Source organism: Lacibacter cauensis (assembly GCF_007830055.1).
Lineage (GTDB): Bacteria > Bacteroidota > Bacteroidia > Chitinophagales > Chitinophagaceae > Lacibacter > Lacibacter cauensis.
The window spans coordinates 391,633-411,685 of record NZ_VLLE01000002.1 but is presented as its reverse complement, the minus strand read 5'-3'; the positions used below and the strand labels follow the sequence as shown (position 1 = coordinate 411,685).

General features: G+C 42.4%; 13 protein-coding genes. 3 read left to right on the top strand and 10 right to left on the bottom strand.

Annotated elements, in window-relative coordinates; all coding sequences use genetic code 11:
* Nucleotides 1–54: 54 nt before the first annotated feature.
* The 6 genes from IQ13_RS01685 to IQ13_RS01660 form a co-directional block, all read right to left on the bottom strand.
* Nucleotides 55–2,250 carry a B12-binding domain-containing radical SAM protein gene (locus IQ13_RS01685; protein ID WP_144883865.1) on the bottom strand — a complete coding sequence of 732 codons (2,196 nt, stop codon included), beginning with the start codon at nucleotides 2,248–2,250 and terminating at the stop codon, nucleotides 55–57.
* Nucleotides 2,251–2,293: 43 nt separating this feature from the next.
* Nucleotides 2,294–3,052 carry a tetratricopeptide repeat protein gene (locus tag IQ13_RS01680; RefSeq protein WP_144883863.1) on the bottom strand — a complete coding sequence of 253 codons (759 nt, stop codon included), beginning with the start codon at nucleotides 3,050–3,052 and terminating at the stop codon, nucleotides 2,294–2,296.
* Nucleotides 3,049–3,459 (bottom strand): dihydroneopterin aldolase, encoded by a 411-nt coding sequence (gene folB, locus IQ13_RS01675; RefSeq protein WP_144883861.1) that lies wholly within the window; start codon nucleotides 3,457–3,459, stop codon nucleotides 3,049–3,051. Before folB ends, IQ13_RS01680 begins: the two co-directional genes overlap by 4 nt.
* 12 nt (nucleotides 3,460–3,471) lie before the next feature.
* Nucleotides 3,472–4,413, bottom strand: a complete 942-nt coding sequence (trxB, locus tag IQ13_RS01670) for a thioredoxin-disulfide reductase (protein WP_144885025.1) — start codon at nucleotides 4,411–4,413, stop codon at nucleotides 3,472–3,474.
* A 91-nt stretch (nucleotides 4,414–4,504) separates the two neighbouring features.
* Entirely contained in the window at nucleotides 4,505–5,392 is an 888-nt protein-coding gene (locus tag IQ13_RS01665) for a DUF4249 domain-containing protein (protein ID WP_144883859.1), read from the bottom strand.
* A gap of 173 nt (nucleotides 5,393–5,565) precedes the next feature.
* Entirely contained in the window at nucleotides 5,566–6,426 is an 861-nt protein-coding gene (locus tag IQ13_RS01660; RefSeq protein ID WP_129132464.1) for a sigma-70 family RNA polymerase sigma factor, read from the bottom strand.
* A 282-nt stretch (nucleotides 6,427–6,708) separates the two neighbouring features.
* Here IQ13_RS01660 and IQ13_RS01655 point away from each other — a divergent pair, with 282 nt between their 5' ends.
* Complete coding sequence (locus tag IQ13_RS01655; protein ID WP_144883857.1) at nucleotides 6,709–7,734, top strand: threonine aldolase family protein; 1,026 nt, start codon at nucleotides 6,709–6,711, stop codon at nucleotides 7,732–7,734.
* Between the two features lie 58 nt (nucleotides 7,735–7,792).
* Here IQ13_RS01655 and IQ13_RS01650 read toward each other — a convergent pair whose 3' ends face one another.
* Nucleotides 7,793–9,961 carry a carboxy terminal-processing peptidase gene (locus IQ13_RS01650; protein WP_242009453.1) on the bottom strand — a complete coding sequence of 723 codons (2,169 nt, stop codon included), beginning with the start codon at nucleotides 9,959–9,961 and terminating at the stop codon, nucleotides 7,793–7,795.
* 205 nt (nucleotides 9,962–10,166) lie between these two features.
* On the opposite strand from IQ13_RS01650, the gene IQ13_RS01645 reads away from it, so the two are divergent.
* On the top strand, nucleotides 10,167–11,546 hold the full coding sequence (locus IQ13_RS01645; RefSeq protein ID WP_158637279.1) for a DUF2339 domain-containing protein: 1,380 nt from the start codon (nucleotides 10,167–10,169) through the stop codon (nucleotides 11,544–11,546).
* On the opposite strand, the gene IQ13_RS01640 is transcribed toward IQ13_RS01645, so the two are convergent.
* Complete coding sequence (locus IQ13_RS01640; RefSeq protein WP_144883853.1) at nucleotides 11,543–12,475, bottom strand: AraC family transcriptional regulator; 933 nt, start codon at nucleotides 12,473–12,475, stop codon at nucleotides 11,543–11,545. The two genes, IQ13_RS01645 and IQ13_RS01640, sit on opposite strands and share 4 nt — an antisense overlap.
* Before the next feature lie 143 nt (nucleotides 12,476–12,618).
* Here IQ13_RS01640 and IQ13_RS01635 point away from each other — a divergent pair, with 143 nt between their 5' ends.
* A complete protein-coding gene (locus IQ13_RS01635; RefSeq protein ID WP_144883851.1) occupies nucleotides 12,619–14,064 on the top strand; it encodes a sialate O-acetylesterase in 1,446 nt (481 codons plus the stop codon).
* Between the two features lie 226 nt (nucleotides 14,065–14,290).
* On the opposite strand, the gene IQ13_RS01630 is transcribed toward IQ13_RS01635, so the two are convergent.
* A complete protein-coding gene (locus IQ13_RS01630; RefSeq protein ID WP_144883849.1) occupies nucleotides 14,291–16,576 on the bottom strand; it encodes a DUF5703 domain-containing protein in 2,286 nt (761 codons plus the stop codon).
* A gap of 95 nt (nucleotides 16,577–16,671) precedes the next feature.
* On the bottom strand, nucleotides 16,672–19,947 hold the full coding sequence (locus IQ13_RS01625; protein WP_242009452.1) for a glycosyl hydrolase: 3,276 nt from the start codon (nucleotides 19,945–19,947) through the stop codon (nucleotides 16,672–16,674).
* Nucleotides 19,948–20,053 lie beyond the last annotated feature (106 nt).

Here is a 20,053-nt window from a genome sequence, read left to right as displayed (position 1 = left end):
CTTTCAAGATAATAATTGTAAATGAAAAAATGCTGGTCAAGACTTAGCTGTAGATTACAGTTTCAGTAGTCCGGCCTTGTATAAATTACTGATGGGTTTATTATCCCAGAACAATTCAAAATCATCAAGGCCCTGCTGTTCGTAACTGTCTTTTACTTCCTGCATGGTCAGCATCCTGTCGTTGTATACACTCAGCTGCGGCAACAACTGCAACAGCCACGCTCCTTTCTGCGGATCGACACTGATGCTGATGGTTTCCTTTTTTGTTGCAAAAATTATCTGCATTACTTCCCAACTGTTTCCTTTTTTCGACTTGGTAATGATTTCACTTTTGAGCACTTTCCCAAGGAAAACAAGTTTTGCAGCAGGTTTAAATACAGGCGGCTCATCGTTGTTGAGAATGTTGAGAATATAATCGGGCGCTACAGTTGTCTTCGGCACTTTTACCTCAAACCATTTGTGCAAAGGATCATCGAGGCAAACGCCCTGCATATAGTTGAACAGCGATTTCTTTAAGCCAAACGAAAAGCTTTCATGATCCGCACCTGTTTCATCAACATGCTCCACATCATTATCTGCAAATGTTATAGCCACTTCTTTTGCACGCTTTACGTTGAAGTGTTCGGGATTCATACCAACCGGACTATGGGCCGTCATTGCAAACTGATGCCAGAACGCCGATTGCAATACACCGGTTTTAAATAACTGTCGCACCATCTCCAGCGAATCAATTGTTTCCTGCGCCGTTTGTGTAGGAAAGCCATACATCAGGTACGCATGCACCATAATACCGGCTTCAGTAAAATGTTTGTTTACTCTTGCCACCTGTTCTACTGTTACACCTTTGTTGATGAGAGAGAGTAAACGATCACTTGCTACTTCCAATCCGCCGCTTACAGCAATACAGCCGCTTGCACGCAACAGCAGACAAAGATCACGGGTGAAACTTTTTTCGAAACGCACATTGGTCCACCAGCTAACTACCAGTTTGCGTTTGATGATTTCCAATGCCAGTGCACGCATCAATGCAGGCGGTGCCGCTTCATCCACAAAATGAAAACCATTGTTGCCTGTTTGTGCAATGATGGTTTCCATTCTGTCGCACAAGAGTTTTGCAGCAATAGGTTCGTAGAGTTTAATATAATCTAATGAAATATCGCAGAAAGTACACTTGCCCCAATAGCAACCATGCGCCATCGTAAGTTTGTTCCAGCGGCCATCGCTCCACAAACTGTGCATGGGGTTCACCACTTCAATCACCGAAATATAATCGTGCAGTAACAGATCGCTGTAATCGGGAGTACCCACTTCGGTTTGCTTATAATCTTTACAGGAGCTGTTGTTGATGTACGTAACTGTTCCATCCTGCAACAGAAAGGTTCGCTTCAATTGCGCTGCATCAATTTCGTTGTTGATGTATTTCCACAACTGTTCAATTGGTGCTTCGCCATCATCGAGTGTAATAAAATCGAAGAACGCAAACACACGTGCATCTTTGAGCGAACGTAATTCGGTATTGGGGAACCCTCCGCCCATGGTTACCTGTATGTTCGGATGATTGGCTTTGATCCATTGTGCAGAACGGAAAGCTGCAAACAAATTACCTGGGAAAGGAACCGAAATGGCAACAAGTTTGGGTTGCACATTTTCAATATGCTGCTGCAACTGATCGAGCAATAAGGTATCGACTAAGGTAAGCGGCTTTTGTAATTCGTTGTACAGCTCGTCGAAGCTGTTAGCGCTGCGACCTAAGCGCTCCGCATAACGGCTGAAACCGAAATGATCATCTACACATTCTTTGATGAGATCAGCAAGATCTTCGAGATAAAGTGTGGCGATGTGTTTGGCTTTATCCTGCAGCCCCATTACACCAAAAGCCCAATGAAAATCGGTGATTTCTGCAAACCGTCCGGCTTCGGGCAAAAAATTGCGGGAAGCAATATGATGAGCCAGTGTTGGATTTTTTCCCTGCAGAAAAGAGATCACCTCATCAATGGTTGAGATGTAGTCATCCTGCAACAGCAGTATACGTTTTGCATTGTCGGAACATTCTTTTCCGGCATCGATGGACGCAAACATGCGTTGCAGTCCGGCTTTCGAAAACAACTGCAGGGTTATTTCTATACCAAGGTCGCTTTGGAAAGAGGAAATGCCTTTTGTATTGAGAAAACCTTTTAAATAAGCCGTTGCAGGGTACGGCGTATTCAGCTGGGTAAAAGGCGGCGTAAATAAAAAAACACTGGCGCTCAAAGAATATATTTAAGCTGCAAAGCTATTTATAAAAATGTAAAGGCTATTGTTTCCAGCTTTTCAATAATTCACGGGCTTCTGCTTTAACCGTCGGATCATCGGCTGCTGTGTTGGGCATTTTTAGCAAATGGTTAAGTGCCTCAACTGCTTTTTCTTTTTTTCCGGCTCTGTTGTAAGCTTTCGCAAGCTCAAGATAATTCAGTACAAAATTCGGGCTAATGGCTTTTACTTTTTCGTAATAATGGATGGCAGAATCGAGTGAGTTTTTTTGAAGTCCGCCGAAAAAAACTTTTACAGCAGCTTTTTCCATTGCATTTAAATTACTCACTTCAAAATGCCAGCGTGCAATCACAAACAGCGCTTTAAAATTATTGGGGTTACTCACCAATGCTCTGTCTGCATAATTTTTTATTTCCCGTACATACTCCACTTTTTCCTTTCCGCTTTTTAACAGGCTCATCCGTGCATATGCCAACGACATCACCACATTTGCTTCACTGTCTCTAGGATTTATTTTCAATGCACGCTCTGCATAAATTTTAGCAGCCTGGTAAAAATCCATTTGCTTTTCTTTGGTAGCCTGTCTTCTGCCGATACGGCTTGCCAGTTCGCTGCAACGCACCAATGCATGTACATGTACAGGATTTAACTTAATGGCTTCTTTAAACTTTTGATAAGCTTCATCTTCCTTCAATTGCTTCTCCAGCAAATCGCCTTGTTTCACCAAATCATCTGCCGTTTGCGCTGTCGTCGCAAAAGTTAAGCCTGCAATAAAAAATAATACTAGAAAAAACCTCATCATACGCTACGGTTAAATGTTTTGTACATGGTTATACCGGTTTTACCCGAAAAGTTTTCAATGGGTGGTGAGCATTTGTCAATGCTCAATTCTATCTTATTTACAAACGGAAACGCCTGTTGAATTGTTGCACACACATCTTCTGCCACTGTTTCTATGAGAGCTGTTTTCTGCTGCATCCGCTGCTTTACGATTTCAAACAATGCAACATAGTTAATTGTTTGGCTGAGAGTTTCAATACGTCCTTCTGGTTCGTACCAAACAGAGAGATTTACTTCAAACGGACCACCCGTTAAATCCTCGCCTGCATACAAACCATGATGCGCATGAAACGTCAACTCTTTTAAATGAACAGCTACCATGTGCCGAAAATAAAAAAGTCCTGCTACAACAGCAGGACTCTTGTACATTTTTATTGAAACTTATACCAGTCCTTTTGCAGAAAGGTAACGTTCTGCATCCAGCGCTGCCATACAACCACTTCCCGCTGCGGTAACTGCCTGGCGGTAATGTTTATCCTGCACATCACCCGCTGCAAACACACCTTCTACGTTTGTTTTAGATGTACCGGGAACCGTTAAAATATAACCTGCTTCATCCATATCAACAAAGCCTTTAAAGATATCGGAGTTGGGTTGATGACCGATTGCCACAAAAAAGCCTTGCACCGGAATAACCGATTCTTCGCCGGTTTTGTTATTCTTCACTTTCATACCGTCCACTTTATTTTCACCAAGAATTTCAAGTGTTTCGGTATTCCAGTGTATTTCGATGTTCGGCGCATTCAACACACGATCCTGCATTACTTTACTTGCACGCATGGCATCTTTACGAATAAGCATGTGCACTTTTGTACAAAGCTTGCTCAGGTACAATGCTTCTTCTGCTGCAGTATCGCCCGCACCAACAATCGCTACTTCTTTACCACGGAAGAAGAATCCATCGCACACAGCACAAGCACTTACACCATAACCATTCAAACGCTGTTCGCTTTCGAGGCCCAGCCATTTTGCACTGGCACCGGTACTGATGATGACACTGTCTGCTTCAATGAGTTTTTCATCATCGATCCATACTTTATGAGGAGTTGAGCTGAAATCAACTTTTGTTGCAAGTCCGTAACGGATATCGGCTCCCATACGGGCTGCCTGTTTTTCAAAATCCACCATCATTTCAGGACCTTGCACGCCATCCGGGTAACCAGGATAATTTTCTACTTCTGTAGTAATCGTTAACTGGCCTCCGGGCTGAATTCCCTGGTACAAAACAGGTTTCAGGTTAGCCCTTGATGCATAAATAGCGGCGGTATAACCGGCAGGACCGGAACCGATGATCAAACAATGTACTTTTTCTGCTGCTTCCATAATCGTCTTCAAAAAATTTTAGTCGACAAATTTAGCCCTATCTGTGCAATGAAAATGTAACCTGCGTTACAATGAACATGGCTGTGGATAATTAACGGGGAATTGTAACCGTAGTAAACTGGTTGGCATAACCTCCGAAATAACCCAATGCACCGTTGCTGATGTTGCCGATGATTTTTGTTGGAGTTGAAAACGGGTTACCAATGCTTTGATAGCTGTATTCTACTGTACGCCAGAAATCGAAAGTGGCTTTATTGATGTTGCTGAATTTGATGGTTACCGTATCACCTTTACGGAAAAAGCCATATTCCTCGAAGTCAAGTTCAGCATTCCGATCAACGCCTTTGTCCACGTCAACCGTGTAGGTTGTGCCGTTTACAAACGCATCGTCAAATACAGAGTTGAAACCCGGCAAAAACACGCCGTTGTTTACGCTGGTAAAATAACGGGCATAATCGCCAAAAGGCTGCGGATCGATTACCCTTGCACGAACGATCACCTTTTTACTGGTATCGGGTGTGTTGGGCGCTTTTACCCACCATAACGAATCAATGACTTTGCGGAGTGTTGGTATAGTTGTAGATGAAGTGTATTCTTTCCCTTGCCAAACAATACGCAGCCTGTACGATTGTCCTTCCTCTCCACGGATGATGGTTGATGGATTAGCCGTATCGCTGCTGTAATAACTGAAGGGAATGCTTGTGCCGGGTAAAACAACATCGTACCTGCGTAGCTGATGGGTTTTATTGCCTGTTGACAGGTACACTTCTGCATCTTTGATGATCGTATTACCTAAAACCTCTGCAGAAACTTTTGAAAAATAATTAAGGCTTTTGGTTAAAACCACTGTTGGCCCCTGTCCTGTTTCAATGGAAGCATCAACAGTTAAGAGCGGTATTGTTTCATTTAAATCAAACTCTACTTTCTTTTCGCAGCCCAATAATGCAAACAGTAAAACAGCTGTAACGATGTATTTCATGTTTTAATTCAAACGTTTTTATTCGGGTTACCTGTTGTTCAAAATTAACTTGAGAACACTTATCATAACAGTAACCAACCGTTAATTGTTGCTTTTAACGTGTAAAGTATTTGTAATGAAAAACCCCGACGCTTTGGCCGGGGTTCGATACTTAATACCCATTATTCTATATCTTAATTGCCCAGGTAGCTCTTCAGCGCATTGCTGTAGCGTGCTTTCTGCAGGCGTTTAATTGCTCTTTCTTTGATCTGGCGGATACGTTCTTTTGTTAAATCGTATTTCTGACCAATTTGTTCAATGGTTACACCATTTTCGCCATCTAAACCAAAATATGCATTTACAATTTCCGCTTCACGTGGGCTGAGTGACTTCAGTACACGACGGATTTCGTTACGCAGCGAATCTTTCATTACATCTTCGTCGGTATCATCACTGCCTTCCAGCAAATCGCCCATGGCCACATCTTCTGCTTCGTGCACAGGTGCATCGAGTGAAGTATGGCGGGTATTACTTTGGAAAATGTTGTTGATCTCTGTTTCGCTCATTTCCAGGATATCAGCCAGCTCTTCGGTAGAAGGCTCACGCTCATGTTCCTGTTCGAACGCCATGTATGCTTTGTTCGCTTTGTTGTAAGTACCGATCTTGTTTTGTGGCAAACGCACCAAACGACCCTGCTCGGCCAAAGCCTGCAAAATCGACTGACGGATCCACCAAACAGCGTAAGAAATGAATTTAAAACCTTTGGTTTCATCGAAACGTTGAGCAGCTTTGATCAAACCGAGGTTACCCTCATTGATCAGATCACTTAACGATAAACCCTGGTGTTGGTATTGCTTAGCCACAGAAACCACGAAACGCAGGTTCGATTGAACCAATTTATCCAAAGCCCGTTGATCGCCCATTTTAATTCGCTGTGCAAGGGTTGTTTCCTCTTCCGGCGTAATCATGGGGATCTTCGAAATTTCCTGTAAATACTTTTCAACCGCTTGTGAATCACGATTGGTAATCTGTGTTGCAATTTTGAGCTGCCGCATATTGAATTCCTCTTAATTGTTTGAAACGTTACTTAGACAGGGAAATTTGACCGGGAGTTGCAAAAATCTGGTTAAGAATCCACTGTAAACCGTTTGCAAAGGTAATCATCAATCGTCGTTTTTCATAGTCTATGTTGATAATTGAAGCCAAATAGGGCCTTCTTCTACCTTTTACGGTTCAAACTTCCTTCGTATATACAACGCTTCCCAGCTTCGCTTTGTTTATTTTTACTGAAAATACCACAAGGATCAACTACTTTGCAAACGAATTAAATCATTGATATGGAATGGATTGACTTAAGAAGTGATACCGTAACAAAACCTACCAAAGCCATGCAGGAAGCCATGTGGGAAGCGCCTGTCGGTGACGATGTTTTTGGGGAAGACCCAACTGTGAATAAGTTGGAGGAAGCAGCAGCAAGGATGTTTGGAATGGAGGCCGGTTTGTTCTGTCCATCGGGCACTATGACCAACCAGATTGCCATAAAAATGCACACCCAACCCGGCGATGAGGTGATTTGTGATGAGCTGAGCCATGTGTACCAGTACGAAGGGGGCGGCATTGCGTTCAATTCAGGTGCTTCTGTTCGGCTGTTGCAAGGCAACCGTGGCCGTGTTACCGCAACGCAGGTAGCCGAAGGCATCAATAACAAAGAGGATATTCACAAAGCCCTATCGAGTCTGGTGGTGCTTGAAAATACCAGTAACCGTGGCGGGGGAAGCTGTTATAACCTTGCCGAGATTGAAGCCATCAAAGAAGTTTGTACGTCAAACGGTCTTATTCTCCACCTCGACGGAGCCCGCCTGTTCAATGCATTGGTTGAAAAACAACAACAAGCCAACGATTACGGTCGGTTGTTCGATTCCATATCCATTTGCCTGAGTAAAGGTTTGGGTGCACCGGTGGGCAGTGTATTGTTGGGTACGAAAGAAAAGATTAAAAAAGCAAGGCGCATACGCAAAGCTTTTGGCGGAGGAATGCGGCAGGCCGGTATAATTGCTGCTGCAGGATTATATGCGTTGGAGAACCATATTGAACGATTGGCGGTCGATCATCAACATGCTAAACTGATAGAGGCCGCTCTCCTATCTAATCCAAACGTTGAAACGGTGTTACCCGTTGAAACCAATATTGTCATTTTTAGAGTGAAAGACCATATTAACGCAGAACAGCTGGTACTTCAGCTGAAAGAAAAAGGTATTCTTTGTTTTACCATGGGTAAACAGCAGATACGTTTTGTTTTGCATTTGGATGTGAGTGAGGCAATGGTGCAGCGATGTATAGATTTACTACAGAAGATTTCATAAAAGCAAACGCCCCGCATACTGCGGGGCGTTTTCGTTATAGCTGTGTTATCTCATACTATTAATTTTTCGCAGCTTGCTTATTCTGTGCAATTAGCTTCTGCTGAATCATGTCACTCATAATGTTTACGGTTTCACCGAGGTGTAAATCATTTTTAAGACGGGTAATGAACAATTTGTTCCGTTCTTCTTTATTGGTATTACCTTTTATTACAGCGAGATCAGCATCAAGATTTACTACATCCAAAGGCGTATTCAGCTTAGTTACCGAATCAATTGCCTGAATGGTGTTACCGAGGGTTTTCTTTTCCTGGCGGAACTTATCAATTTTTAACGAGAAGTGCTTGCCATCATAACTTGAAAGCCAGTTTGTTTTTTCAACAATCTGTTTAAATGCCGGGCTCTGTGCTACACGCTGTTTGCTTTGCTGAACGATGTAATTCAGATCAAAATCAGATTTCCATGTTTTGAACTGCGCACTTCCAATTTCATCCCAAGGCAATGCCGTCGGTTCATCTTTTTCACGCATCTTCAGGTATTCGTACTGATCAGGCAACACAATATCCGGCACCACACCCTTCAATTGTGTACTTGCACCCGTTACACGGTAAAACTTCTGTAATGTAAGCTTGATGTTACCGAGATCAGAAGGATTATTGCTTACCCAGCTTGCACGATCCAGTTCAATATTGCGTTGTACAGTTCCTTTACCATAGGTTGAGGTACTGCCCACTACCAATCCACGCTTATAATCCTGGATAGCACCTGCAAAAATTTCTGATGCAGAAGCACTGAACTCATTCACCATGACGGTTAATGGACCTTCCCATAACACATTCTTGTTACGGTCACGGAGAATTGTTGGCGCTTCGTCTCTGCTTTTCACCTGTACAACCGGACCTTCTTCAATAAACAAACCAACCATTTCCACTGTTTCCATTAACGATCCACCGCCATTTAAACGCAGATCGATGATTAATCCCTGCACACCTTCCGCTTTCAGTTTAATAATTTCTTTTGCCACATCCTGTGCACAACGGTTACCGTTCGCATCCTGGAAGTCGGCATAAAAAGCAGGTAAAAAGATGTATCCGATTTTATGATTATCCGGTCCTTTAATAATGGTGCTTTTTGCACGGTTTTCTTCCAGGTCAATTTTTTCACGAATCATCGAAACCACTTTAATAGCCCCGCTCGGCTTTTTGATGGTTACACGTACTTCAGTATCTTTTTTTCCACGAATCAATCGCACCGCATCAGGCACCTCAAAACCGGTTAAATCCTGTGGCTCACCATTACCCTGAGCTACTTTCAAAATAAAATCGCCCACCTGTATTTCGCCCGATTTGGCAGCTGCGCCACCGGCAACAATAGACGCAATTTTAATGTTACCATCTTCTTCCTGTAAAGAAGCACCGATACCAAAAAACTCACCTGCACTCATTTGCTCATCAAAAGCAATTTTTTCCAAAGGTGGCAAGTAGTTCGTGTGCGGGTCCATAGTTTCGGTAATACTATTTACCAGGTAGTTGAAGCGGTCTTCATCCTTAAAACGATTACGCAAACGATCGAACATACGGTCGAAAGTCTTCAACACTTTTTCACGGGCTTCTTTCTCCAGCTGGGCATTAGTTTTTGCCTCAAAGCCTTCTTTGCCCTTATTCTTTTCCTGCTGTTCCAACAGGTCTACATAACGATCGAGTGCATAATACTTCAGCTTTAAGCGCCAGGCCTCTTTACGTTCTGCTTCGTTCTTCGGATAAGTACGCTTATCGTCATCGTCGTTGTATTTTTCATCAACATTAAAGTCGAATGGCTTTTGCAGAATTTCTTTGTACAAAGCTGCTACTTCTTCCATGCGCTTTTTGTAAACAGTATTAATGGCATAGAACGATTCCAGCTGTGCTCCATGAATCTCATCATCAATACGAGCTTCGTATTTCTTAAACTCTTTGATGTCTGATTGCAGGAAATAAGATTTTTCCGAATCGAGATTCTTCATAAACTTCTCGAATACCACTTTGGAAAAATCATCATCAATCTTTTTGGGATTATAATGCCCTTCTTCCAAGAACTCACCTATTAACTTCAGGATGCGTTCAAAACGGTTAGAAGGTTCTCTGCGGATACCGGATGATTGTACGGCAAAAAAGATACTGCCCCCCAGCAGGAGAACAAGTATGATCACTAAACTCTTTTTACTGAACATATATTGGATAAAATTTGACATAAACGATTAGGTAAAAATAACGAGAAAAGCCGACTTCTACTAAGCCGTTCGTACAAATGCAGGCTTTTAACAAGCTCTTAGGTCAAAAGTGATGCCCGAAATTTAACGAACCATGCTACGGCAGCCTTACAGCAATCTTCAACTTACCAACTTTTTTTTGACCATTGTCAATTTTTTTCTTCAGTCAGATGTATACTTTAGTTCCATGACAGACAATTCAAAACAGGAATTACAGCAACTGATTGAGCAAATGAAAAAGCTGGAGGCTCAACAGGAAAACGACCGCCAGGAGTTACTTCAACTCAAGAACCAACTGCGGAACTTTATTTACAATAACCCCGACGTCCGGGCTTCGTTCCAGCCTGTTCCACCTCCGCAAAAGAAACCAGCGTTCAGCCTGGAGCAATTCATTGGTTTAAAGCTGTTGAATCTTGTAGGCATCGTTGTGCTGTTAATTGGTATTGCCATTGGTGTAAAATTTGCCATCGATAAAAACCTCATCTCCCCGCTACTGCGCATCATACTTGCCTATGTAGCCGGTGCTGCATTGCTTTTGCTCAGTGTTGTATTGCGAAAAAAGTACGAAGCCTTCAGTGCCATTTTGTTTAGCGGTGCTGCTGCCACCTGTTACTTTACCACCTATGGTGCATTTGAATTTTATGGCTTTATTGATCGGCCTGTTGCATTTGCCCTGATGGTGGCATTAACCATTGCAACAACGATTGTAGCCTTGCGGTTTAACCGGCAGGAAATTGCCACACTGGCCTTTGTTGGTGCGTATGGTATTCCTTTTCTTGTTGGGGGCGAATCGGGAAACATGGCCGCATTGTTCTCCTACCTGTTTATCATTAACTCCGGTATCTTGTTTATATCGTTCAGAAAAGACTGGCAATTGCTGAAGTACTTATCGTTTTCATTTACCTGGATCATTTTTATTTCCTGGCTTGTATTGCAGTACAACGACAAGCTGTGGTTTGGAACAGGCTTCTTTTTTACTGCCGCTTTCTTTGCATTATTCACCGCTACTGTTTTAGGCTTCCGCATACTGCGCAAACAAACCATGCCGGATATTGATTTCCTGTTAACCGGTACACTTAGTCTGCTCTCCTATGTTTCCGTTCTGCAACTCTATAAAAATGCGGTTAATGATGATGTGTTTGCAAACATTACGTTGTTTGATGGTTTATTCCATTTGCTGTTAAGCGCTCTTGTTTACAAACTGTTGCCAACATATAACAAGTTGAGCACCTGGTATATGCTTTCGGGCATTCTGCTATTGATCGTATTTGTTCCGATAAAATATGAGGGAATAACTGTTTCTGCGATTTGGATTGCAGCTGCCATTGGGTTGTTTGCTGCCGGCTTTTTGCTGAAGAAAAGAATACTCCGTTTCTTTTCAATCGGCTTGTTCGGCATCACCCTTTTTAAATTAGTATTGGTAGATAGCCTGCGCTTTTCTACAGTTGAAAAGATTATTACCTATATCGCTATAGGTGTTGTGCTGCTGGTTATCTCTTTTCTCTACCAGAAGTACAAAGATTTATTATTTGCAAAAGATAACCAGCAGAAACTACTGCAGGGTTAACTCATGTTCAACTTCGCTTCATCCAGGCGCCTTGTGCGGTATTTCTTTGGCGACATACCAATAATGGTACGGAAGCGTTTGGAGAAGTAGTAAGGATCATCAAAGCCCATACTGAAGGCAATGTCTTTAATTGAACGATCGCTGAAATCTAACTGCTGACAGGCTTTCTGCATTTTCAACTGCAGAAAATAATCGATGGGTGCATAGCCTGTTTTTTGCTTGAACAGATTTGAAAAACGTGATACAGAATAATTATACTGCTTGCTTAAATCATTCAACGAAATATTATCGTTGATATGTTCCTGCATAAAAAGAATGGCACTGTCTACACAATCGAGTTTATCGTTTGCTGTTGCCGTGTAATGGCGTGAATTGTAAATGAACAATGTGAGGAAATGTGACAGACACATGTTTGCAAACAACAGGTTATCGATACTGTAACCCAGTTCCAGTGTTTTGTAAATCTTCATGAAAATGGGAATAATCTCCCCATTATTCTTTACATATTCCGGTTTAAAATGCTTTTGTACTTCCTGTACTTCGTTAAACTGCGGTAACGAATCGCCGCCGAAATGAATCCAGTAAATCGTCCATGGATGATCGGGGCTGCTGCCATAGGTATGCTCCACATTCTGCGGAAGAATAAAAAATTCATTCGGACCAACTTCATACCGCTGTTTGCCAACCTGAAAAAAGCCATGGCCATCTACACAATAAAACAAAAAGTTTTCAGGCAAGCCTTTCTTACGGTACGTGAAATGATCTTTTGCTTTTGGATAATAGCCGATGGAATGGATGTGTAAATGCTGCAGCATAGGATTGCTGTTAACCCTCGACTTTAAAATAGTTTTAGGTATTTCAATACGCTGGCGACCTACACCGTACCAGATATTTTTATGCGAACCTTCTTTATTATCCTTTTCCTTCATACTGCAAGCAACTGAATGCGGCATGAAAATTACTAAAAAAGAAATTCATGGAACAAATCCTGTTCGCCACTTATAGAAATAAAGCCGGTTGACGGGAGAACTGAAAGAAACCAGTAATTTCGGCAACACTTAAACAACCGATCATGTCTTTATTTGTTTTTCGTCTGCATGCAAAAAGTGCAGCTGCTCTCCTGTTTGTTCTAACGTTTGTCTTCAGCGCTCATGCAACAATTAAATTACCTTATTTCTTCAGTGATAATATGGTATTGCAGCAACAAACCGATGCTGCCATTTGGGGATGGGCAAAAGCAGGAAGCACGGTAACCATTACTACTTCCTGGAACAAAGCAAAGTATTCGGTTAAAGCCGATGCTGCCGGTAAATGGAAAACAAAAATCAGCACAGCTGCTGCCGGCGGACCATACAGCATGACAGTGAGCGATGGCAAACCTGTTACCATCAAAAATATTTTATTGGGTGAAGTATGGTTGTGCAGCGGACAAAGCAATATGGAAATGCCGATGAAAGGCTACAGAGATCAACCGATATTTGGCGGCAATGATGCGATCTTCCACTCTACCAACGATCAGATACGTTTGTACACCGTGCCACGTTCGGTGCAACGCACTCCACAGGATACAACAAAAGCCTCTACATGGAAAACAGCAGAACCCGAAGCAGTAAGCAATTTCAGTGCAACAGCTTATTACTTTGCAAAAATTTTACAAGAAAGATTGAAGGTACCGGTTGCTGTCATCAACATCAGCTATGGTGGTTCGCCTGTTGAAGCATTTATGGATGCTGAAACTTTAAAAGCATTTCCTGAAATTCAGGTGCCTTTACCAACAGATACTGCACGACTCAACAACCGCAATGCAACTGTTTTATACAATGGCATGTTGGGTGCATTTCTTGGTTATACCATTAAAGGTTGTTTATGGTATCAGGGCGAAAGCAATAATGATCGTCCGAAGCAATATGAAACCTTGTTTCCTGCCTTTGTAAAACAGATTCGTGAACAAAGCGGACAAGGTGATTTTCCATTTTACTTCTGCCAGATAGCACCTTACAATTATTATAACTACGCTGCTGTAAACGCAGTGAACAACAACTCTGCTTATTTGCGTGATGCGCAACGGAAAGCTGTTGCAAAAATTCCGAACAGCGGCATGGCGGTGTTGATGGATATTGGTGAAGAATTCAATATACATCCCGGCGATAAAGCAACAGGCAGCAAACGTTTAGCGTATATGGCTTTGGCAAAAACTTACGGACTGAAAGGTTTTGGATCTGAAAGCCCGGCCTTCGAATCAATGACAGTAAGCGGCAATACGATCACCATTAAATTCAGCGGTGCTCCGAATGGTTTAACCAGTTATGGCAAAGCCTTACAATATTTTGAAGTAGCCGGTGCCAATAAAATTTTCCGTCCGGCAAAAGCATTGATCAGTGGAGGAACCATTGTTGTTTCTGCACCCGATGTAAAAGACCCTGTTGCTGTGCGCTATGCATTTAAAGATTTTGTGGTGGGTGATTTGTTTAGTACAGAAGGTTTTCCGGTGAGCAGTTTTAGGAGTGATGATTGGTGATTTTCAACACAGAGAAAAAGAGACGAAGAGTATACAGTTAAACAACTCGTCTGACGCCCACGTCTGACGAATAACATAAGTATTATTCGCAACAGTCTGATGATTCAGAGATGTCTCGTTCCTCGACATGACGGGTGTAAGAGTATAATAAAATATTGAAACCCGTCACCTCGACGAAGGAGAGGTCGCTTAGACTTCAAGCTATTTGAATAATGTAAGTAACGTTTTAATTCAGCTTCAACTCCACATCTTTCTTCCTCTCCTCCGGCAACACAATCAACTTTATAATTTTCCCATCTTTCAACTCTGCTTCAACAGTTGTTTTTGAAGGTGCATGTAACTTAAAGTGTACGTCTTTTTCTTTGGGCCATGCGGGGAACAACAGAATGCGTTGTCCATCCGTCTGCAATAACATTTCCTGCAGGCCGATCATACCACTACCACCCCAGTTATGATCGGGCACCCAATCGAAACCCGGTCCCCAGAATGCAGGGAAACGACGTTCACTATTTTGCAGTTTGAGAGAAGTTAATCGCCACGCTTCTTCGGTTAGGCCTAACCGTGCAGCCCAGATATTATCCTGCTTCCAGCCAATATGACTGCGGAATTTGATCACCGATGTATCGTAATGCCATGTATTTAATGCAGTGTCTAATCCCGGTTTACCCACACCAAAAATTCCCCACGGAAATACCGGATATAATTGCGGTGATTCAACGTTGTTGATACGCTCCCAAGTTTTTGCAGGAGCAATGGTTGTATGGCCGTTGAATTGCTGATAACTTAGTGATGGTACACGTTTCAATAATGATTCAACATATTGCTTTTGTTCAATTGACAAATTGGTTGAAAGTAATTGTTTGATGATGGTTTGCATTGCAGCAACCGTTGTCACCGAATTGTTTGTCATCTTAAATGTTTCCGCAGCACTGCCGGGATATAACACCAAGTGTCCATTGCCATCCAACGCCTTTGCTCCTCTTTGCTTGGCGAGGTATTGATAATGCTCATCGAAGAACTGCAGACAACTGATGATAAACGGAATTTTATCGCTGATGTCTTTGCCTGTGTATTCAGCTTCCTGTAACATCATCAAACAAAATTCAAATACCGTATCCCATTCGTATTCGAGCCACGCATTATACTCAACACCTTTATCAAAATAATCCGGACGTTTGGTACCGTACTCAGCAAAATTGGGCAGACCAAAATTTTCCATCTGCTCCGTAAAACAGGCACCGTTATGCTTCCAATAAACTTTCGTTCTTAACTCAGCATTTTTTTGCAGGCGTAAATAAAAGTTGAGCTGCGGTTGCAATAGATCCCAATCACCGCTCTTGATCATGGGGAAATAAACCAATCGTTGGTTTTGTGCCGTATGCAAACCGCCGCCCCAATTGCGGTAATCAGGTGTAAGACCTTTGTTGATGGTATCGGTATAGATCGGAGCAACCGTAAACAATCCACCGTTAAATTTCGTTGGCCACTCACCTCTTGCATTACAAGCCAGCATATAGCGGAAGAGTTGATAATTGCGTCCAACTTCCCATGAACGCCTCTTCTTTTGCAATGGATCAATTGCAATAAAACTCCTGCTCCAGAATTGTTTCCACCATTGCTGTGTTTGTTGAAAAGCTGTTTTATCTGCTTTTACTTTTTGCTGCAAGGAATCAAGCGATTGCTTCCATACAGTAATGTCATTTACCTGTGCATTGTGTAACGTTAATTGCAGCCCATGTTGCTTTGCTGCTGTTTTACTTTTCAGCTTCCATGCTTTGAAATCGGTTTGAGCATACCTGCCCGTATCTGTTCCGGCTGCAATAAAATTCTTTCCGCTGAAGGAGCCACCAAAGGCCAATTGTTTAAGTGGATTGTACAATTGCTCTTTCACCGTTTCCATTCCCTGCTGCTTTACAACAGCATCAAAAATGGTTTCGCTGCTGTTGTGATGATAGAACAACACTTCGTTACTGTTAAAATCAATCACATCTTTTTTATAGACATTATTTTTGGGCGCTCCCCATTTCCAGGAGTTGCCCCAGTTTTCCCTTGTGGTAATGACACGATCACGGTAACGCCAGCTTTCATAAGCTGCTTCAACATTTATTTTTTTGTTACTGTTGATCTCGATATGTGCAACAGGACGAAATACATCTGCCCATATTTTTACCGTTGCTTTTGTACCGTTATGTTCGCCTTCAGCTGTTACATATCCCTGTTGCAGATGCAACTGCTGTTTGAAGTTTGTTCCTGCAAATGGATTAGGAAATAGTTTCACTCTTAATCTTCCGCTCTTCATCAATGCATTGTTCTCATCGAAGTTGCCGCTGCGTGCAACGTAGATGAACAACTCTCCTTTTTCCACCCACACATTCATACCAATATCTCCACCACCGCAGGGCATGGATGCTGATGCGTTCTTGCTTTGAGTAGTCCATACAACATCGTAGTTCTGTTGTGCTGAAACAGTAAATGAGATTGCAATAAAGAAGAAAAGAAAAAAGTGCTTCATTAATTTATTTAGAATTAACCGCCGACAGGGTTTGCAACCGCTGTCGGGGTATCCCAACCCCGTCAGCGGCTATTAGCCCTGACGGCGGTTGATAATTATCGAACAATCAATTTCACTTCACCCACAATACCTGCAGGCAACAAGGGTTTATCTTTCAACCGGAACGGCGCTGTTGTCCATGTAATACGTTTTGCTTCCGGCAATAGCTGATCGCCGATTAAACGGTTATGCCAGGTATTGGTAACGAATATCTCTACTTTGTTTTCACCTTGTCTGATTGCTTTGGTAATATCAACGGAATATGGTTGTGTCCAGATTGTACCGCAATCAACACCGTTTACTTTTACAGTAGCAATATTGTAGAGTGAATCGATTTGCAGGTAAATCGAACGGTTTGTCACATCCTGTTTCCAATCAAACACATTTGTATACACCGCTGTACCCGAATAATATTTTATAGACGAATCGGAATAGATTGACCAACTCTGAAACTCTTGTGTATTAACAGATAAAGAAGGTCCTCCATATTTTTGATTGAATTGAATATTCCAGTTCTTTGATTTGAAAGACATTTCTGACTTCTCAGTAACGGGTGGCGAAAGCTGTTTACTATTTACAGGTTTCGTTTTCCGGAAGACATAAAACATCGATTGACCGGGAGCCATAACCATGAAAAGAGAATCGGTTTGATCGAAAAAACTCAAATCGCCTATTTCACCTGTTACCGGATTATAAATCTCAAGATGATCATGTCCATGAACTCTGAACTTAATTTCAAAAGAAGCTTCTGTATTGCTTTGGTTGGACAAAAAATAAATATCAGCCTCATTCGTTTTTCTGTGCGTCCACGCAATTGCATGTGCAGCATTTCCGTTAATTTCTACATCTCTCTTCACGCCCAATTTTTCAAACGAACTTTCCATATATGGAGCTGCAACTACGTTCTTGTTGTTGCCAAACAGCTTCATCCATTTCTGATCGATAATAATTTTTGCACCTGCTTTTGCCAGTTGTTGTAATTTCTTTTGTACCGCAACGCTCATCGTTGGGTTAGGGTTCATCAGCATCTTTCCCGGTATCACCAACACGCCATAACTCGCACCACCCGGCAATACTACTCTTCCATTCTTCACCTGCATCAGCATCAATGCATCGGGGTTAAAGGAATCGTAGGTATAACCATTCAACGGATCGATCCAGTCTTCCGGATCGGCCATGTTAGCCGAATGTGTTACACCATCCGGTATTTGTCGCAATGGCTGACCTTTATTTTCCAAACGCTTCTTTTCTGCTTCCACTTTTTCTTTTCCAAAAATGCCGGGCAATACACTCACCAAACGATCGGGCAATACCGAACGACGGGGCACTTCTTCTCCGGTGAACACTGCCACATCCACAACAGGATCGCCCATTTGCAACAAGGCCTGGCAACGTGTTAAATAGTCGATCCATGCTTTGCTTTGCTTAAACCATGTCTGATCTCGCTGAAAATACAAACCCACACCATCAAGTGTTACACCTGGCTTTCGATCGAGAAACGGATTGTGTGCAAATACATGCAACGACATTTTATTAATACCTAAAGCAAAATTGCGGTCGCCCACAATTTTCAAACTGCCGGGATGTTCGCTCCAATCCATCCTCACCGTTGTAAACGATTCCGACTGGATAATTTTCTTACCGTAGATATGTGCACCACTGATGGCATCACGCATATCATTGGGTTTATCATGTGTAGGACTATTGAACCAAAATTCACCCATCGGCAAATCTGCATGTTTGTAATGCATCAAACCATCGCTTACCATTGTAGGTGCAATGGCTTCTGTATTTACACTGCAGCCCAATGCATGTGCTTCTTTTTTGAGTGTGGTATAAAACACATCGTTCACCAACTCGGCAATCGTTTCACGAACATCATGCAACACTTTTTCCGATTTATCTGCACTTTCTACAGGCACACCTGCCATCGTTAACAGGTAAGGCATCAGATCGTATCCTCTGCGTTTCTTAAACTCCGCTGCAAAATTTGCACTCCAGTTTTGGCTGCCACATTCCCAGCTGTCAATATGAAACACTTTCAATACTTGTTTTGCCAATGCTGGGTCTTGAGCAAATGCTTTTCCGAACCAGTTATCGAATTGCCACTTCACTGCTTTTGCATTGAACTTATCGCACTCCAAACCCAAACCTGCTCCACCGGTATAATTGGTATGACCTGTTGACGTATGTCCAATACGAACGATGACCCAATTGTTACCCGCAGGTGCTTTCCAGTTAAGATTACCAGCTGCATCCATCTTACCTGTAAGGTTGATGATATTCTTTAATGGTACTGCAAGATTGTTCGGTACCTGCTCAACTGTTGTTGCAGTGCCGATACGCCACATTGAACCATTTTTTGCTTCATAGTGATGAACAGAAGGTTCATCGCTCAAATAAATACCGATCACTTTTAAGGAAGGTTTCCATTTGGCTGCATCCAGATCTTCTGAGCCCGGCTCCGATCCGTCTTTATCGTACACAAAACGAAAATATTTTGCTGTAGTAGACGGAATAGAGAATGTATAATCTTCATCCGTATCCTGCCAACCAAAACGGGGCGGATCAAGACGTGTTACAGTTGTAAAATTTTCGCCATCATCGCTGCTTTGTACAATTAAACGCAAAGCCTGGTAGGCATTACCACCTGTGCGTACAACAATGGAGCGACAGGTAAACGGCTTGGGATATTTGTATTGAATCCAGCAGGCAGAATCACTTTTAAATGAAGCCTCGTTATTACCGGTTTGCCGATATGCCAGAAAACTTGCACGCACATAATTGCTGGTTGAAACAGTTGGCACCGACACCACTTCGTTAAACGCATTACTGCTGTTGGCGGGATACGCATATACTGCTACGTCCTTATAATAATTTTGAAAGCCTTCGGGTTGTGCTAACTGAATAGCAGTTGTATCGCCGGCGGCAACATAGGTTTTCGTCCACACCAGTTTCTGCATGCTCAGTTCCGGAGTAATCCACGGACCACCTGCCAATGCAAAACCATCACTTACGTGCATACCTAACTGCAGATTCAAACGTTTTGCTTCCTGCATGGCAAACTTTACCAGGTTCCACCATTCTGGTGTTAACTGCCGCACGGTTGGTTGAAATGGAATTTTTGAAGTAGTATCCTTGATGGGCATCAAGAAAGCACCGCCAATGCCTACTTCTTTCATCGCTTCCAGATCGGCCGTAATACCTTCTTTTGAAAAAGCACCATGCATCCAATACCAGAATACCCAGGGCTTGGCCGATTGCGGCGGGTTGAGAAAGCTCTGTTCAACACTGCCCTGTTTCGTTTGCTGAGCAACAAGATGATTACTCACAAAAAAAGCTATCAAATACAACAAACAATATGTAGAAAATCTCTTCATATACGCAAGTCTTCCAGAGTTTTTATGCAACAAGCAATCTCCGTGTCTTTGTGTCTCT

Excerpts from the sequence above, each read along its gene's own strand:
- folB (WP_144883861.1), bottom strand. The coding sequence starts at position 3,459 with ATGTACAAGAGTCCTGCTGTTGTAGCAGGACTTTTTTATTTTCGGCAC.
- IQ13_RS01630 (WP_144883849.1), bottom strand. The coding sequence starts at position 16,576 with ATGAAGCACTTTTTTCTTTTCTTCTTTATTGCAATCTCATTTACTGTT.
- IQ13_RS01655 (WP_144883857.1), top strand. The coding sequence starts at position 6,709 with ATGGAATGGATTGACTTAAGAAGTGATACCGTAACAAAACCTACCAAA.
- IQ13_RS01650 (WP_242009453.1), bottom strand. The coding sequence starts at position 9,961 with ATGTCAAATTTTATCCAATATATGTTCAGTAAAAAGAGTTTAGTGATC.
- IQ13_RS01645 (WP_158637279.1), top strand. The coding sequence starts at position 10,167 with ATGACAGACAATTCAAAACAGGAATTACAGCAACTGATTGAGCAAATG.
- IQ13_RS01665 (WP_144883859.1), bottom strand. The coding sequence starts at position 5,392 with ATGAAATACATCGTTACAGCTGTTTTACTGTTTGCATTATTGGGCTGC.
- trxB (WP_144885025.1), bottom strand. The coding sequence starts at position 4,413 with ATGGAAGCAGCAGAAAAAGTACATTGTTTGATCATCGGTTCCGGTCCT.
- IQ13_RS01660 (WP_129132464.1), bottom strand. The coding sequence starts at position 6,426 with ATGCGGCAGCTCAAAATTGCAACACAGATTACCAATCGTGATTCACAA.
- IQ13_RS01635 (WP_144883851.1), top strand. The coding sequence starts at position 12,619 with ATGTCTTTATTTGTTTTTCGTCTGCATGCAAAAAGTGCAGCTGCTCTC.
- IQ13_RS01680 (WP_144883863.1), bottom strand. The coding sequence starts at position 3,052 with ATGATGAGGTTTTTTCTAGTATTATTTTTTATTGCAGGCTTAACTTTT.
- IQ13_RS01640 (WP_144883853.1), bottom strand. The coding sequence starts at position 12,475 with ATGAAGGAAAAGGATAATAAAGAAGGTTCGCATAAAAATATCTGGTAC.